This is a genomic window from Cupriavidus sp. SZY C1 (assembly GCF_032190535.1).
Lineage (GTDB): Bacteria > Pseudomonadota > Gammaproteobacteria > Burkholderiales > Burkholderiaceae > Cupriavidus > Cupriavidus pauculus_C.
Genome location: NZ_JAUANU010000007.1, coordinates 195,079 through 211,065 on the forward strand (window position 1 = coordinate 195,079; position 15,987 = coordinate 211,065).

At 65.8% G+C, this 15,987-nt stretch carries 17 protein-coding genes and 1 other RNA gene; 15 read left to right on the forward strand and 3 right to left on the reverse strand.

The window, feature by feature from the left end; translation table 11 throughout:
• The first annotated feature begins 64 nt into the window (after nucleotides 1-64).
• The 6 genes from QTN24_RS13535 to QTN24_RS13560 all read left to right on the forward strand — a co-directional run bounded on the left by QTN24_RS13535 (nucleotide 65) and on the right by QTN24_RS13560 (nucleotide 5,904).
• Nucleotides 65-1,033: a LysR family transcriptional regulator gene (locus QTN24_RS13535; protein ID WP_124682447.1), complete on the forward strand. Its 969-nt coding sequence runs from the start codon at nucleotides 65-67 to the stop codon at nucleotides 1,031-1,033.
• 132 nt (nucleotides 1,034-1,165) lie between these two features.
• The gene (locus QTN24_RS13540) at nucleotides 1,166-2,473 is read left to right on the forward strand and encodes a Glu/Leu/Phe/Val family dehydrogenase (RefSeq protein WP_124682446.1); all 1,308 of its coding nucleotides are present in this window, start codon (nucleotides 1,166-1,168) and stop codon (nucleotides 2,471-2,473) included.
• Nucleotides 2,474-2,784: 311 nt separating this feature from the next.
• Complete coding sequence (locus tag QTN24_RS13545) at nucleotides 2,785-3,684, forward strand: glutamate/aspartate ABC transporter substrate-binding protein (protein ID WP_124682445.1); 900 nt, start codon at nucleotides 2,785-2,787, stop codon at nucleotides 3,682-3,684.
• A 65-nt stretch (nucleotides 3,685-3,749) separates the two neighbouring features.
• Nucleotides 3,750-4,478, forward strand: a complete 729-nt coding sequence (locus tag QTN24_RS13550; RefSeq protein WP_313837704.1) for an amino acid ABC transporter permease — start codon at nucleotides 3,750-3,752, stop codon at nucleotides 4,476-4,478.
• Between the two features lie 11 nt (nucleotides 4,479-4,489).
• A complete protein-coding gene (gltK, locus tag QTN24_RS13555; protein WP_124682443.1) occupies nucleotides 4,490-5,173 on the forward strand; it encodes a glutamate/aspartate ABC transporter permease GltK in 684 nt (227 codons plus the stop codon).
• Nucleotides 5,170-5,904, forward strand: coding sequence for an amino acid ABC transporter ATP-binding protein (locus tag QTN24_RS13560; RefSeq protein WP_313837705.1), 735 nt, complete (start codon nucleotides 5,170-5,172; stop codon nucleotides 5,902-5,904). Before gltK ends, QTN24_RS13560 begins: the two co-directional genes overlap by 4 nt.
• Before the next feature lie 54 nt (nucleotides 5,905-5,958).
• Here the strand turns inward: QTN24_RS13560 and QTN24_RS13565 are convergent, their stop codons facing one another.
• A complete protein-coding gene (locus QTN24_RS13565; protein ID WP_124682441.1) occupies nucleotides 5,959-6,789 on the reverse strand; it encodes a class II glutamine amidotransferase in 831 nt (276 codons plus the stop codon).
• Nucleotides 6,790-6,908: 119 nt separating this feature from the next.
• Here QTN24_RS13565 and QTN24_RS13570 point away from each other — a divergent pair, with 119 nt between their 5' ends.
• From QTN24_RS13570 to rnpB, 5 genes are all read left to right on the forward strand, one after another.
• Nucleotides 6,909-7,982 (forward strand): tartrate dehydrogenase, encoded by a 1,074-nt coding sequence (locus QTN24_RS13570; RefSeq protein ID WP_124682440.1) that lies wholly within the window; start codon nucleotides 6,909-6,911, stop codon nucleotides 7,980-7,982.
• Entirely contained in the window at nucleotides 7,979-9,277 is a 1,299-nt protein-coding gene (locus QTN24_RS13575) for a glycerate kinase (RefSeq protein ID WP_313837706.1), read from the forward strand. The genes QTN24_RS13570 and QTN24_RS13575 overlap by 4 nt, the downstream gene beginning before the upstream one ends.
• A gap of 15 nt (nucleotides 9,278-9,292) precedes the next feature.
• A complete protein-coding gene (gene pyrC, locus QTN24_RS13580; protein WP_313837707.1) occupies nucleotides 9,293-10,327 on the forward strand; it encodes a dihydroorotase in 1,035 nt (344 codons plus the stop codon).
• Nucleotides 10,328-10,331: 4 nt separating this feature from the next.
• Nucleotides 10,332-11,108: a DUF3025 domain-containing protein gene (locus tag QTN24_RS13585; protein ID WP_313837708.1), complete on the forward strand. Its 777-nt coding sequence runs from the start codon at nucleotides 10,332-10,334 to the stop codon at nucleotides 11,106-11,108.
• A 34-nt stretch (nucleotides 11,109-11,142) separates the two neighbouring features.
• Nucleotides 11,143-11,486: RNase P RNA component class A (rnpB, locus tag QTN24_RS13590), an RNA gene on the forward strand.
• A 63-nt stretch (nucleotides 11,487-11,549) separates the two neighbouring features.
• On the opposite strand, the gene QTN24_RS13595 is transcribed toward rnpB, so the two are convergent.
• A complete protein-coding gene (locus QTN24_RS13595; protein ID WP_124682436.1) occupies nucleotides 11,550-11,972 on the reverse strand; it encodes an OsmC family protein in 423 nt (140 codons plus the stop codon).
• A 745-nt stretch (nucleotides 11,973-12,717) separates the two neighbouring features.
• On the opposite strand from QTN24_RS13595, the gene rplM reads away from it, so the two are divergent.
• The 4 genes from rplM to erpA all read left to right on the forward strand — a co-directional run bounded on the left by rplM (nucleotide 12,718) and on the right by erpA (nucleotide 14,777).
• Nucleotides 12,718-13,146 carry a 50S ribosomal protein L13 gene (rplM, locus tag QTN24_RS13600; RefSeq protein WP_124682435.1) on the forward strand — a complete coding sequence of 143 codons (429 nt, stop codon included), beginning with the start codon at nucleotides 12,718-12,720 and terminating at the stop codon, nucleotides 13,144-13,146.
• A gap of 12 nt (nucleotides 13,147-13,158) precedes the next feature.
• Complete coding sequence (rpsI, locus tag QTN24_RS13605; protein WP_124682434.1) at nucleotides 13,159-13,551, forward strand: 30S ribosomal protein S9; 393 nt, start codon at nucleotides 13,159-13,161, stop codon at nucleotides 13,549-13,551.
• Between the two features lie 283 nt (nucleotides 13,552-13,834).
• Entirely contained in the window at nucleotides 13,835-14,311 is a 477-nt protein-coding gene (locus QTN24_RS13610) for a polymer-forming cytoskeletal protein (protein WP_124682433.1), read from the forward strand.
• A gap of 97 nt (nucleotides 14,312-14,408) precedes the next feature.
• Nucleotides 14,409-14,777 carry an iron-sulfur cluster insertion protein ErpA gene (gene erpA / locus QTN24_RS13615; protein WP_092135946.1) on the forward strand — a complete coding sequence of 123 codons (369 nt, stop codon included), beginning with the start codon at nucleotides 14,409-14,411 and terminating at the stop codon, nucleotides 14,775-14,777.
• Between the two features lie 74 nt (nucleotides 14,778-14,851).
• Here the strand turns inward: erpA and QTN24_RS13620 are convergent, their stop codons facing one another.
• A complete protein-coding gene (locus QTN24_RS13620) occupies nucleotides 14,852-15,985 on the reverse strand; it encodes an anhydro-N-acetylmuramic acid kinase (RefSeq protein ID WP_313837716.1) in 1,134 nt (377 codons plus the stop codon).
• Between the last annotated feature and the right edge of the window lie 2 nt (nucleotides 15,986-15,987).

The following is a 15,987-nucleotide window of genomic DNA, read 5'->3' on the forward strand; positions in this document are numbered from 1 at the left end:
GGCGAGAACAGGAAAATTATTGCCCGTCACGCCATCCGGCGCCGGCCGGGCGATAATCCGCGCCATGGAAATCAAATGGCTTGAAGACTTTGTCAGCCTGGCCGAGACGCACAGCTTCTCGCGCTCGGCCGAGCTGCGGCACGTCACGCAGCCGGCGTTCTCGCGCCGCATCCAGTCGCTGGAGGCGTGGGTGGGCACCGAGCTGATCGACCGGTCCAGCTATCCCACCAGCCTGACGGCGGCCGGGAAGGTGTTCTACGAGCAGGCGCTGGCGATGCTGGCGCAGGTCAGCGAGACCCGTGCGCTGATGCGCGGGCAGCGGTCGGCCAACGCCCAGGTGCTGGAATTTGCCGTGCCGCACACGCTGTCGCTGACGTTCTTCCCCGAATGGCTCAAGGGCGTGGAAAGCCAGCTCGGCACGCTGCCGTGCCGGCTGCGGGCGCTCAACGTGCACGACGCCGTGCTGATGCTGGTGGAAGGCGGCTGCGACCTCGTCATGGTCTATCACCATCCGCGCCAGGCCATCCAGCTCGATCCGGCCCATTACGACATGCTGGTGCTGGGCACCGAGCGGCTGTCGCCGTACAGCGTGCCCGACGCCGGCGGCCGGCCGCTGTTCCGGCTGCCCGGCACCGACAAGAAGCCGGTGCCGTTCCTGAGCTATACGCCCAATGCGTTCCTGGGCCGCATGGTGGACATGCTGCTGGCCGAGTCGGCCGATACGCTCAAGCTGGACAAATGCTACGAGACCGATATGGCCGAGGCGCTCAAGGTCATGGCGCTGGCCGGGCACGGCATGGCGTTCCTGCCCGAGAGCACCGTGCGCGAGGACGTGGCGGCCGGGCGGCTGGTGCGCGCCGAGGCCGCGCGCGGGCTGCCCCAGTCGATCGACATGGAGATCCGGCTCTACCGCGAGCGGCCGGCCGAGAACGGCGGCGACCGGCGCGCCGGGCCGCTGCGCCGCAAGCGCCAGCTGGTGGACAAGATCTGGGCGACGCTGGTTGCGCCGTCAACGGGATCGGCGGGCGGCTGAGCCGGGCTGGAGGGGCCGGTGCAACGTTATGCGTGCCTTGCATAATGGCGCCGGGGCGGATGACCAATCGGCATTGGATTCCGGCAGGGGGGCGCCGATATGCTGCGTGTCACCTTCACTCGGAACCCAACGATGTCTTCCGCAGCACCGACGCAAAACGTCTCCAATGCTCACGCCCTGCCTTCGTACCTGAACGCCGACCACCTCGGCCCGTGGGGCATCTACCTGCAGCAAGTCGACCGTGTCACGCCCTACCTGGGCTCGCTGGCACGCTGGGTGGAAACGCTGAAGCGCCCCAAGCGCGCGCTGATCGTCGACGTACCGATCGAGATGGACAACGGCACCATCGCCCACTTCGAGGGCTACCGGGTGCAGCACAACCTGTCGCGCGGCCCGGGCAAGGGCGGCGTGCGCTTTCACCAGGACGTGACGCTGTCCGAGGTGATGGCGCTGTCGGCGTGGATGTCGGTCAAGAACGCGGCCGTGAACGTGCCGTACGGCGGCGCCAAGGGCGGCATCCGCGTGGATCCGCGCACGCTGTCGCAGGGCGAGCTGGAACGGCTGACGCGCCGCTACACCAGTGAAATCAACATCATCATCGGGCCCAGCAAGGACATCCCGGCGCCCGACGTCAACACCAATGCCCAGGTCATGGCCTGGATGATGGACACCTACTCGATGAACTCGGGCAGCACGGCCACCGGCGTGGTGACCGGCAAGCCGATCTCGCTGGGCGGCTCCCTGGGCCGCCACGAGGCCACCGGCCGCGGCGTGTTCGTCGTGGGCTCGGAAGCGGCCCGCAACCTGGGGCTGGACATCAAGGGCGCGCGCGTGGCCGTGCAGGGCTTCGGCAACGTCGGCGCCGTGGCCGCCAAGCTGTTCCACGAGGCCGGCGCCCGCGTGGTGGCCGTGCAGGACCACCGCACCACGCTGTACAACCCGGCCGGCCTGGACGTGCCGGCCATGATGGAATACGCGTCCCACAGCGGCACCATCGACGGCTTCCAGGCCGAGGTACTGCGCGGCGATCAGTTCTGGGAAGTGGACTGCGACATCCTGATCCCGGCCGCGCTGGAAGGCCAGATCACGGCCGAGAACGCGCCGAAGATCACGGCCCGGCTGGTGATCGAGGGCGCCAACGGCCCGACCACCCCGCAGGCCGACGACATCCTGCGCGAGCGCAACATCCTGGTCTGCCCGGACGTGATCGCCAACGCCGGCGGCGTGACCGTGTCCTACTTCGAATGGGTGCAGGATTTCTCCAGCTTCTTCTGGACCGAGGAGGAGATCAACGAGCGCCTGGTACGGATTATGCAAGAAGCCTTCCGGGCGATCTGGCAGGTAGCCCAGGACAACAAGGTCACGCTGCGGACGGCTGCGTTCATCGTGGCGTGCTCGCGGATCCTGCAGGCGCGCGAGATGCGCGGTCTGTACCCCTGATGCGGGCGGGTCTGATGTCGGAGGGCTGGCGCTGCTGCAATGCAACAAATCCTCCGGTTCTCAGCATCCACTGAAAAGCGGCGGCCGGATTTTCCGGCTGCCGCTTTTTTATTGGCCGGGGGTTTGGCGCAACTGGCAAGCGGGCGTTTGCAGATGTGTCTCATTTTGGCGCATCGCCGCGAAACCATGCCCGCAATGGCACCACTTAGGGGAAAAACCCGTTGTCTTGGGTCAATTGCTAAGCAATACTGTTTCGCCGGCAGGACTGTCTGATACAGTCCCGCCTTTCTCTTCATGGTCAAGGAGATGTTATGAATGTTGCCAAGTTGGCTGGCCTGATGATTGCGGCAGGCATGCTGTGCGCGAGCGCGCAGGCAGCCGAGCCGCTGACGGGTACGCTGCAGAAGATCAAGGATACGGGTGTCATCACGCTGGGTGTGCGGGACTCTTCGATTCCGTTCAACTACAACCTGGGCGGCGTGCGCCAGGTGGGCTATTCCTACGATATCAACATGAAGATCGTGGAAGCCATCAAGGACCAGCTCAAGCTGCCGAACCTGCAGGTCAAGGAAATCCCGATCACCTCGCAGAACCGCATCACGCTGCTGCAGAACGGCACGATCGACATCGAGTGCGGCTCGACGACGAACAACCTCGAACGCCAGAAGCAGGCATCGTTCACCACCAGCATCTTCATCATTGGCACGCGCATCATGGTGAAGAAGGACGGCGGCATCAAGGACTGGGCCGACCTGAAGGGCAAGAACGTGGTCACCACGGCCGGTACGACGTCCGAGCGCCTGCTGCGCAAGATGAACGACGACCAGAAGCTGGGCATGAACATCATCAGCACCAAGGACCATGGCCAGTCGTTCCTGACGCTGGAATCGGGCCGTGCCGTGGCGTTCATGATGGACGACGCGCTGCTCTACGGCGAGCGCGCCAAGGCCAAGAACCCGAACGACTGGATCGTCGTGGGCAAGCCGCAGTCGCGTGAGTCGTATGGCTGCATGATCCGCAAGGACGACGCGCCGTTCAAGAAGCTGTCCGACCAGGTCATCACCGGCCTGATGAAGGATGGCTCGATCAACGCCATGTACACGAAGTGGTTCCAGCAGCCGGTCCCGCCGAAGGGCCTGAACCTGGACTTCCCGCTGTCCGAAGACATGAAGGCGCTCTTCAAGAACCCGAACGACAAGGCACTCGACTGATCTGCACGATCGGAGCAGTGCGAAACGGAAGGAGCAGTCCTTCCGTTTCTTTTTGAGGACGCACTATGGATTACATCTTTCACTGGGGAGTGTTCCTCGAGCAGGCCGCCTCCAACGAGACGTACCTGGACTGGATGATCTCCGGTCTCAAGGTCACGATCGCGCTGGGCCTGTCGTCGTGGGTCATCGCCCTGATCATCGGCTCCGTGCTGGGCGTGCTGCGCACCGTGCCGAACAAGTGGCTGTCGGGTTTCGCGGCCACCTACGTCGAGATCTTCCGGAACATTCCGCTGCTGGTGCAGCTTTTCATCTGGTACTTCGTGGGCCCCGAGCTGCTGCCGGGCGGCGAGGCGATCAAGCAGATGAACCCGTTCACCCAGCAGTTCCTGGCCGCCATGCTGTGCCTGGGCACGTTTACCGCCGCCCGGGTCTGCGAACAGGTGCGCTCGGGTATCAATTCGCTGCCGCGCGGCCAGAAGAACGCCGGGCTGGCCATGGGTTTCACGCTGGCCCAGACGTACCGCCACGTGCTGCTGCCGATGGCGTTCCGCGTCATCGTGCCGCCGCTCACGTCCGAATTCCTGAACATCTTCAAGAACTCGGCCGTGGCGTCGACGATCGGCCTGCTGGAACTGGCCGCGCAGGGCCGCCAGCTCGTGGACTACACGGCGCGGCCGTATGAGTCGTTCATCGCGGTGACGCTGCTGTACGCCGCCATCAACGTGACGGTGATGCTGCTGATGCGCTCGGTGGAACGCCGCACCCGCGTGCCGGGCTTCATCGGCAGCAAGTAAGGAGCTGGAACATGGCATACGAATTCGATTTCAGCTCGATCAATGCGTCGACCATCCACGTGCTCGGCGAGGGCATGGCGGTGTCGCTCAAGATCACGGTCACGGCCGTGATCGTGGGCATTGTGTGGGGCACGATCCTGGCGATGATGCGCCTGTCGTCGTTCCGGCCGCTGAACTGGTTCGCCCAGGCGTACGTGACGGTCTTCCGGTCCATCCCGCTGGTGATGGTGCTGCTGTGGTTCTTCCTGATCATCCCGCAGCTGCTGCAGAAGGTGTTCAACCTGTCGGCCGCGTCCGACCTGCGCATGACGTCCGCGCTGATCGCGTTCTCGCTGTTCGAGGCCGCGTACTACTCGGAAATCATCCGCGCCGGTATCCAGAGCGTGTCGCGCGGGCAGATGTTCGCCGCGCAGGCGCTGGGCATGACCTATGGCCAGACGATGCGGCTGGTGATCCTGCCGCAGGCGTTCCGCAACATGGTGCCGCTGCTGCTGACGCAGGGGATCATCCTGTTCCAGGACACGTCGCTGGTGTACGTGAGCGCGCTGGCGGACTTCTTCGGCCAGGCCTACGGCATTGGCGAGCGTGACGGCCGCATCGTGGAGATGCTGCTGTTCGCGGGCCTGGTGTACTTCCTCATTTGTTTCTCCGCTTCACTGCTGGTCAAGCGTTATCAGAAAAAGGTGGCCGTATGATCGAGATTAATAACGTTTCCAAGTGGTACGGCACGTTCCAGGTGCTGACCGATTGCACGACCCGCGTGGCCAAGGGTGAAGTGGTGGTGGTGTGCGGCCCGTCGGGCTCGGGCAAGTCGACGCTGATCAAGACGGTCAACGCGCTGGAGCCGTTCCAGAAGGGCGACATCCTGGTGGACGGCACCTCGGTCGGCGACGCGAAGACCAACCTGCCCCGGCTGCGCTCGCGCGTGGGCATGGTGTTCCAGAACTTCGAGCTGTTCCCGCACCTGTCGATCACCGAGAACCTGACCATCGCGCAGATGAAGGTGCTGGGCCGCTCGAAGGAGGAAGCCATGGCCAAGGGCCTGAAGTACCTGGATCGCGTGGGCCTGAAGAACCAGGCGGCCAAGTACCCCGGTCAGCTTTCGGGCGGCCAGCAGCAGCGCGTGGCCATCGCCCGTGCGCTGTCGATGGACCCGATCTGCATGCTGTTCGACGAGCCCACCTCGGCGCTGGACCCCGAGATGGTCAACGAGGTGCTGGACGTGATGGTGCAGCTCGCCCAGGAAGGCATGACCATGATGTGCGTGACCCACGAGATGGGCTTTGCCCGCAAGGTGGCCAACCGCGTGATCTTCATGGACGCCGGCAAGATCGTCGAGGACTGCGCCAAGGAAGAGTTCTTCGGCAACATCGACGCCCGCTCGGAGCGCGCCCGCCAGTTCCTGTCCAAGATCCTGCACCATTAAGCCGGTGCCTGGCTTCCCTCTCCCGCCGTGCGGGAGGGGGAGCCTCCCTGACCCTCAGGTACAGGCCGTATTCGCCGCATTCTTCGCCTGGACTTCGGGCGGAATGGGCACGGTCCACGTCATGGTCGGCCGCCCGGCCTCGAACATGATCAGCTCGCCGGGCGCGAACTGCGTCCAGGTCTCGTTGTCGGTCAGCGGGGCGGTGGCGATGACGGCCACGCGGTCGTCGGGCGTGGTGACCTGCGCGAAATCGATCGACAGGTCCGCGTCGATCAGGTGCGCCTTCGAAAACGGCCACTGCCGCACGATGTAGTACAGCCGTGTCGAGCAGTGCGCAAACAGCGCCTGTCCATTACATAGCAAAAAGTTGAAAACGCCGTGCAGCGTGATGTCCCGCGTGATGTCCGCCAGCGCGTGGCCCAGCTCGTTCAGCGGCGGCTGCGAGCCCGGAAAGCGCTTGCGCAGGCCCTGCATCAGCGTGCAGAACGCCAGTTCGCTGTCGGTATCGCCCACCGGCTGGTAGACGCCGGACAGGAACGGCGTGAACCCGTGCAGGTCGCCGTTGTGGGCAAAGATCCAGTGCCGGCCCCACAGCTCGCGCATGAACGGGTGGCAGTTCTCCAGCAGCACCGTGCCCTGGGTGGCCTTGCGGATGTGCGAGATGACGTTTTTCGACTTGATCGGGTAGCGCTTGATCAGGTCGGCCACGGGCGAGGTGCCGGCCGACTGGTTGTCGATGAACAGCCGGCAGGCCTTGTCCTCGAAGAACGCCACGCCGAAACCGTCGGCGTGATGGTCCGTGACGCCGCCGCGGGCGGCAAAGCCGGTAAAGGAAAACGTCACGTCGGTGGGCGTGGCGCAGTTCATGCCTAGAAGCTGGCACATGGCAAGGGCACCGTGCGGCAGGGGGCTGCCGCTTTGCAATAGAATGCAGACATTATCCTGCGCGTGCCCGGTGCTGCCAAGCCGGGTGCCGCGCCCCGCCACCTCGCCCCTTCCCAGCCATGAGTCAATACAAGATCGCTGTCATTCCCGGAGACGGAATTGGAACGGAAGTGATGCCGGAAGGCATCCGCGTCATGGACGCCGCCGCGCGCCGCTTTGGCGTCGACTTCCAGTGGGACCATTTCGACTTTTCCAGCTACGCCTACTTCGAGCGCCACGGCAAGATGCTGCCGGACGACTGGTTCGACACGCTGGTCAAGTACGACGCGATCTACTTTGGCGCGGTGGGCTGGCCGCAGAAGATGCCCGACCACGTGTCGCTGTGGGGCTCGCTGCTGCAGTTCCGGCGGTCGTTCGACCAGTACGTGAACCTGCGGCCCGTGCGGCTGATGCCCGGCATCAAGAGCCCGCTGGCCGACCGCAAGCCCGGCGACATCGACTTCTACGTGGTGCGCGAGAACACGGAGGGCGAGTATTCCAGCATCGGCGGGCGGATGTTTCCGAACACCGAGCGCGAAATCGTGGTGCAGGAGACCGTGATGAGCCGGCACGGCGTGGACCGCATCCTCAAGTTCGCGTTCGAACTGGCCCGGAAACGGCCGAAGCAGCATCTCACGTCGGCCACCAAGTCCAACGGCATCTCGATCACGATGCCGTACTGGGACGAGCGCGTGGAGGCCATGGCGGCCAACTATCCCGGCCTGAAGGTGGACAAGTACCACATCGACATCCTGACAGCCCACTTCGTGCAGCATCCGGACTGGTTCGACGTGGTGGTGGCCAGCAACCTGTTCGGCGACATCCTGTCAGACCTGGGCCCGGCCTGCACGGGCACGATCGGCGTGGCGCCGTCGGGCAACATCAACCCTGACCGCGTGTACCCGAGCCTGTTCGAGCCGGTGCACGGCTCGGCGCCCGACATCGCGGGCAAGGGCATCGCCAACCCGATCGGCCAGATCTGGTGCGGCGCGATGATGCTGGAGCACCTGGGCCATGCCGATGCCGGCGCGGCCGTGCTGCAGGCCATCGAGCAGGTGCTGGCCGCCGGCCCGGGCCACGCGCCGCTGACGCGCGACATTGGCGGCACGGCGTCCACGGCCGACCTGGGCCAGGCCATCGCGGAGGCGCTATGACATTCCAGGGCTGCCCCCGCACCTTGCTGCTCGAAAGCTTTCGCGCCGCCGTGGCCGCCGCGGACCCGCTGGAAATCGTCGCCGGCCACCTGCCGCCGCCCCACGCGGGCGGGCGCACGCTGGTGGTGGGCGCCGGCAAGGCGGCCGCGTCGATGGCGCTGGCCGTCGAGCGCGCCTACGAAGGCAAGGCCACGCTCGAAGGCGTGGTCGTCACGCGCTACGCGCACGGCCTGCCGACGCAGCACATCCGCGTGATCGAGGCCGGCCACCCGGTGCCCGACGAGGCCGGCGAACAGGCCGCCGCCGATATCCTGGCCCAGGTGCAGTCGCTGGGCCCCGACGACCGGCTGATCGTGCTGGTATCGGGCGGCGGGTCGAGCCTGCTGTCGCTGCCGGCCGAAGGCATCCCGATGGCCGACCTGAAGGCCACCACGCGCGAACTGCTGCGCTGCGGCGCGCCGATCACCGACATGAACATCGTGCGCAAGCATGTCTCGCGCATCCAGGGCGGGCGGCTCGCGCAGGCCAGCCGGGCGCCGGTGACCACGCTGATCGTCTCCGACGTGGCCGGTGACGACCCCAGCGCCATCGCCTCGGGCCCCACCGTGCCGGACCCCAGCACCTATGCCGATGCGCTGGCGATCCTCAAGCGCTATGGCGCGACGGTGCCGGCCAGCGTCCAGTCGCACCTTGAACGCGGCGCGCGCGGCGAGATCGCCGAGACGCCAAAACCGGGCGATTCCCTGTTCGCCCGCGTCGACAACCGCATGATCGCCACTGCCCACGGCAGCCTGGAGGCGGCCGCCGCGCTGTTCCGCCGCCAGGGCATCCAGCCCGTGGTGCTGGGCGACACCGTGACCGGCGAGGCGCAGGAAGTGGCGCGCGTGTACGCGGCGCTGGTGCGCGAGATTCGCCAGTACAATGCGCCGTTCTCCGCGCCGGTGGTGCTGATCTCCGGGGGTGAATGCACCGTCACATTGCCCAGCGGCGGCGCGCAGCAGGCGCGCGGCGGGCGCTGTTCGGAATTCCTGCTGTCGCTGGGGATCGAGCTGGGCGGCGCGGCCGACATCCACGCCATCGCGGCCGATACGGACGGCATCGACGGCTCGGAAGACAACGCCGGCGCGCTGCTGGCGCCCGATTCGCTGGCGCGGGCCGAAGCGGCCAGCGTGTCCGCCCGGCACCTGCTCGACGCCCACGACGCCTGGGGCTTCTTCGATGCCATCGGCGACCTCGTGGTGACCGGCCCCACGCGCACCAACGTCAACGATTACCGCGCCATCCTGATTCTCTAAGTAGTGTTTGTCCCCATGACCCAGAAGCTAACGATTACCCGTCCCGACGACTGGCACCTGCACGTGCGCGACGGCGCCGCGCTGTCGGCGGTGCTGCCCGATACCGCGCGCCAGTTCGCGCGGGCGATCATCATGCCGAACCTGAAGCCGCCCGTGACCACGGTGGTCCTGGCCAGCGCCTACCGCGACCGCATCCTGGCCGCGCTACCCGCCGGCATGGCGTTCGAGCCGCTGATGACGCTGTACCTGACCGACAACCTGCCGCCCGAGGAAATCGTCGCGGCCAAGGCCAGCGGCTTCATCCACGCGGTGAAGCTGTACCCGGCCGGCGCCACGACGAACAGCGACGCGGGCGTGACCGACATCCGCCGCTGCGCCGCCACGCTGGAGGCGATGCAGCGCGAGGGCCTGCCGCTGCTGGTGCACGGCGAGGTGACGGACGGCGACATCGACATCTTCGACCGCGAAGCCGTGTTCATCGAGCGCGTGATGCAGCCGCTGCGCCGTGATTTCCCGGAGCTCAAGGTGGTGTTCGAACACATCACCACGCGCGACGCGGCCCAGTACGTGGCCGAGGCCGAAGGCCCGATCGGCGCCACGATCACCGCGCACCACCTGCTGTACAACCGCAACGCGATCTTCACGGGCGGCATCCGGCCCCATTACTACTGCCTGCCCGTGCTCAAGCGCGAAGTGCACCGCGATGCGCTGGTCAAGGCGGCCACGTCGGGCAGCGCGCGGTTCTTCCTGGGTACCGACAGCGCGCCGCACGCCCGCGGCCTGAAGGAGCACGCCTGCGGATGTGCCGGCTGCTACACGGCGCTGCACGCGATGGAGCTGTACGCCGAGGCCTTCGACACCGCCGGCGCACTGGACAAGCTCGAAGCGTTTGCCAGCTTCAACGGCCCGGCCTTCTACGGCCTGCCGCGCAACACCGGCACGCTGACGCTGACGCGCGAGGACTGGCAACTGCCGGCCGAGCTGCCGTACGGCGATACCACGCTGGTGCCGCTGCGCGCCGGCGAAACGCTGCGCTGGAAGGCCAGCTAAGGCGTTGCTGGCCGACATCGACTGGACGCGGCCGTGGTTCCGGCCGTTCGCGGCGTCGGCCCCGGTCTTCGACCATGGCGACCTGCGCCAGGCGCTCAATGCCCGCGCCGGGTCGCTGCGCAACGCCAGCGGCCTGCCGCTGCGGTTCGTGCCGCAGGCCGACCTGCCGGCGGGCGTCGCCTATGAATCGCACATTGCCGCCACCGGCCAGGTGCCCACGCGCGACAACCTGCACGATGCCTTCAACGGGTTGATCTGGCTGCACTTTCCGCAGACCAAGCGGCTGCTGAACCGGCTGCAGGCCGACGCCATCGACCGCGACGGGGTAGGGCAGGTGCGCGGCGGCGTGCGCGATGCCGCAACGCTGTTCGACGAAAACGCCGTGATCTTCATCTCCGAGGTGCCGCCGCTGGCCGACGCCCTGCGCGGGTTTGCGTGGCGCGAGCTGTTCGTCGCCCGCCGCGACGCGTGGCACGACCAGTGCACGGCCATCCCGTTCGGTCATGCGCTGCTCGAAAAGCTCGTGCAGCCGTACAAGTCCGTGACGGGCCACGCGTGGTGGGTGCGTGCGGCGCCGGGCATCGCGCCCGAAGCCCTGGACGGCCGTCTGGCCGACACGCTGGCCGCCGCGGCAGGCGCGGGCGGGCTGGCCGGCGGCCGCAGCTTCTGGCCGCTGCCGGTCATGGGCATCCCCGGCTGGTGCGACGAAAACGCCGCGCCTGGCTTCTACGACGACACCGCCGTATTCCGCCCCGGACGCCGCGGCACCGCTGCGGGCTGACCGGGCCGGCCATCGGTGTTAGACTGCGGCCCGCAAAGCAGGCCAGACAATCGCTGCTTGTCTCGCAAGGGGCAAGGGGAGGAAAGTCCGGACTCCACAGGGCAGGGTGTTGGCTAACAGCCATCCACGGCAACGTGCGGAATAGGGCCACAGAGACGAGTCTTGCCGCCGGCTTCGGTCGGCGGGAAGGGTGAAACGCGGTAACCTCCACCTGGAGCAATCCCAAATAGGCAGACGATGAAGCGGCCCGCCGAGTCTGCGGGTAGGGAGCTGGAGCCGTCCGGTAACGGGCGGCCTAGAGGAATGGTTGTCACGCGCCGCCAGCCCGCAAGGGTGCGCGGTGTGCACAGAATCCGGCTTATCGGCCTGTCTTTGCTTCTTCGGATATGGAAACGCCCGGCACTGGCCGGGCGTTTTTCTTTTGGCGGCGTGCGTCGGGGTTCAGCCCTCGACGATCTCCGTCGTGTGCGTGATCTCGGCCGTCTTGGCCAGCATGATCGACGCCGAGCAGTATTTCTCGTGCGACAGCTCGATCGCGCGTTCCACCTTGGCCGGATCGAGATTCTTGCCCGTCACCGTGAAATGGAAGTTGATCCTGGTGAACACCTTCGGATCGGTGTCGGCGCGCTCGGCTTCCAGCTTGACCGAGCAGCCGCGGATGTCCTGCCGCCCGCGCTTGAGGATCAGCACCACGTCATAGGCCGTGCAGCCGCCGGTGCCAAGCAGCACCATTTCCATCGGGCGCGGCGCCAGGTTGTTGCCGCCGCCGTCCGGAGCGCCATCCATCGCCACAAGGTGCCCGCTGCCGGTCTGGGCGATGAAGCTCATGCCCTCCGGACCCGACCATGTCACTTTGCATTCCATTTTTTTCGTTCCTCGGTTCCTGTTTGGTTCTTTTCGCTCACGCCAGCGCGCAGGCGCATCTTGCTTTCCGCGAGTATAGGCCAATCTCGACGGCCGTCCCGGCTACGGGATTACCCCTAAGATTCAGAAGGTTTCCTCTAGTGTGGCATCCGCGCAGCACGTCAAGTCTTCACTTAAGTTTTTGATTTATATGAATTTATGGCATTTGTCTGCGATGGATTCATCATTTCGCATAATGATATGCCATTTCACAGTGCAAATTTTCTTGCATCCACCGGACCCGTATGTATAATCCATTCCATCGAACGACGGCGCACGAGAGCGCGCCAGAGTGCGAAAGCGAAGCCGGTTTCAGACCCCATCGCCCCTCGCACCGCCCGCCATGACCGGCCCCGTCGATCGCCCGGTGTCTCCTCCACCCTCCTCCTTTGGTGGATTCAAACCCAAGTCCAAACCGACTTGGGTTTTTTTTCGCCGATTGCAAGGCCCGGCATAGCCCACGCTGTGGCGCTGGCGGCGCTTCCCGGGCGTCCGGGCGCCATCTTGACGAAAAGCCACATCTTTGCTTGTGCGATCGGCGCCGCGGACAGTATAATCGTCGGCTTTCCGGTCATTGCCCCCGGAAGAGATTCAGGGAGAGCCTGCAGATACAAGCAGGAAGGTCAGGTCCAAAGGGCCGGCCGTTCGACAGGACGCTAAAACGGCGACCGTCATCTCGGGCAGTTTTCAAAATTCAGGAAAAATCATGAAGACCTTTTCCGCCAAGCCTGCAGAGGTAAAGCGCGACTGGTACGTGATTGACGCGACGGACAAGGTCCTCGGCCGTGTTGCCAGCGAAGTGGCACGCCGACTGCGCGGCAAGCACAAGCCGGAATTCACTCCTCACGTCGACACCGGTGATTTCATCATCATCGTCAATGCGGCCAAGCTGCGCGTGACGGGTACCAAGGAACAGGACAAGAAGTACTACCGCCATTCGGGCTACCCGGGCGGTATCTACGAAACCACTTTTGGCAAGATGCAGCAGCGCTTCCCGGGCCGTGCCCTGGAAAAGGCTGTCAAGGGCATGCTGCCGAAGGGTCCGCTGGGCTACGCGATGATCAAGAAGCTGAAGGTTTATGCCGAAGGCGAGCATCCGCATGGCGCACAGCAGCCCAAGGTGCTGGAAATCTAAGGGGGCCAATCCATGATCGGTAACTGGAATTACGGTACTGGCCGCCGCAAGAGCGCTGTGGCTCGTGTCTTCATTAAGTCGGGCAAGGGCGAGATCGTCGTCAACGGCAAGCCCATCAACGAGTACTTCGCTCGCGAAACCTCGCTGATGATCGTGCGCCAGCCGCTGGAGCTGACCGCTCACGCCGAAACGTTCGACATCAAGGTCAACGTGACCGGCGGTGGCGAAACCGGCCAGGCCGGTGCCGTGCGCCACGGCATCACGCGCGCCCTGATCGACTACGACGCCACGCTGAAGTCGGCCCTGTCGAAGGCTGGCTACGTCACCCGTGACGCCCGTGAAGTCGAGCGTAAGAAGGTCGGTCTGCACAAGGCACGCCGCCGCAAGCAATTCTCGAAGCGTTAATCCGCTTCCTGCAGGGTTCGGCCTTCGGGCGGATCCGGCACCCAGAAAACCGCACGCTTGGTCGTGCGGTTTTTTTTTCGTCCGTTGCGCGGGCGCCATCACGGTTTGGCACATGCTTGCCATTTCTTACACTTTTCATCGGCGTGGGGATCGCGTGGCGATACAATCACGGGCCTGCAGAACACAGGAATAGACGATCGCTGGCGACCATTTGGCGCGGTTGCCGCCAGGGGACGACATACCGGACGCTGCGGCCGGGTCTGCGACACGAGGGGGGTTGAACATGCTGTTTTCGAAGAAGAAGGGTTTGTCCATCGATACGCTGGTAGGCCAGGACGCCGCCATCGAGGGCGATGTGACCTTTTCCGGGGGCTTGCGGCTCGACGGCCGTGTACGGGGCAACGTACTGGCGGCGGACGGCAAGCCCAGCATGCTCGTGATCAGCGAGAAGGGCGTGGTCGAGGGTGAAGTCCGCGTCGACCATCTGATCCTGAACGGCACCGTGACCGGGCCGGTGCATGCCGCCGAACTGCTGGAGCTGCAGGCCAACGCGCGCGTCTATGGCGAGGTGCGCTATGCGGCACTTGAAATGCACCAGGGCGCCATCGTCGAAGGCCGCCTGGTGCCATTGGTCCAGGGCGAGATCAAGGCCTTGCCGAACCATATGCCGCCTGCCGAGGTCAACGAAGAACCCGCTGCCACGGCCGAGCCGGCCGACGACGGCGACAAGGCCCCGGCCGATGCCAAGGTGCCGGCCTGAGTGGCGAAAACGTCCAGAGCCCCTTGAAAACAAAGGGTTTCGGCACGATTTGTGAGTAGCGCTTAGAATACGGGCGTATCTAACCAGGAGAATCCCCATGAACGCAGTCGCAGAGGCACCCGTTACCGAGGACGTGCCGGCACCGTTCGTCTTTACCGACAGCGCGGCCGACAAGGTCAAGCAACTGATCGAGGAAGAGGGCAATGCCGAACTGAAGCTGCGCGTGTTCGTGCAGGGCGGCGGTTGCTCCGGCTTCCAGTATGGCTTCACGTTCGATGAAGACGTCAACGAAGACGACACCACGATGGTCAAGAACGGCGTCACCCTACTGATCGACTCGATGAGCTACCAGTACTTGGTTGGCGCCGAGATCGACTACAAGGAAGACATCAACGGCGCCCAGTTCGTGATCAAGAACCCGAATGCCTCGACCACCTGCGGTTGCGGCTCGTCGTTCTCGGTCTGACGCCTGGCCCTACGGCCTTGCCAGAAAATAGCGCACCACCCGGTGCGCTTTTTTATTGCCGCGGGCCGATGGTTTCAGCGCGGGTAGACCGCCCCCAGCACACGCGGCCCGGCCGCGCCCGTGACGGTCGGCACGTTGCCCGGCGCGCGGCGCACGCATTGCCGCGCCAGCCAGGCAAAGGCCAGCGCCTCCACCTGCGAGACCGGCACGCCGAAGTCGTCGGTGGTCTGGACGGTCACGTCGGGCAGCAACTGCTCCAGCATCGCCATCACGTGCGCGTTGCGCGCGCCGCCGCCGCAGACGATCAGCCGGTGCGCGTTCGGGGCGTGCGACTGGACGTCGCGCGCGATGGCCGTGGCCGTCAGCGTGGCCAGCGTCGCCTGGACGTCGGCCGGATCGGGCGGCGTGGGCAGGCCATCGAGCACGTCCTGTAGCCAGCCCGGATGGAACAGGTCCCGCCCGGTGCTCTTGGGCGGCGGCGCGCGGAAGTAGGGCTCGGCAAGCAGCCGGGTCAACAACTCGGCATGCGCCTGGCCGCTCGCGCCCCAGGCACCGCCATCGTCGAAGGCCACGCCGCGATGTCGATGGATCCACGCATCGAGCAGCGCATTGCCCGGGCCGCAGTCGAAGCCCGTCACCGGCCGGCCCGTGCTGGCCGCCGGCAGGATGCTGATATTGGAGATACCGCCGATATTGCAGACCACGCGCGTTTCGTCGCGGGCGCCGAACAGCGCGGCGTGCACGGCCGGCACCAGCGGCGCGCCCTGGCCGCCCGCGGCGATGTCTCGGCTGCGGAAATCCGCCACCACGTCGATATCGGTCAGCTCGGCCAGCAGCGCCGGATGCTGCGACTGCCGCGTGTAGCCGATGCCGTCGTACAGCCCGGGCCGGTGCCGGATCGTCTGCCCGTGCGCGCCGATGGCGGCCACCTCGGCCGGATCGCGGCCCGCCACCTTCAGCAGTTCGGCCACGCAGTCGGCATAGACGCGCGCCAGCGCGTTGGCGGCCACGGCCTCGCGGTGGATCTCATCCTCGCCAGGCTGCTGGAGCGCGCCGAACGCGGCGCGCAGGTTATCGGGAAAGGGGGTGTGGGCCGCCGCCAGCACCACCGGCTGCGGCCCCGAGAAGTCGACGAGCACGCCATCCGCCCCGTCCATGCTGGTGCCCGACATCAGGCCGACATAACACTCGCTGGACGAGACGGACATGG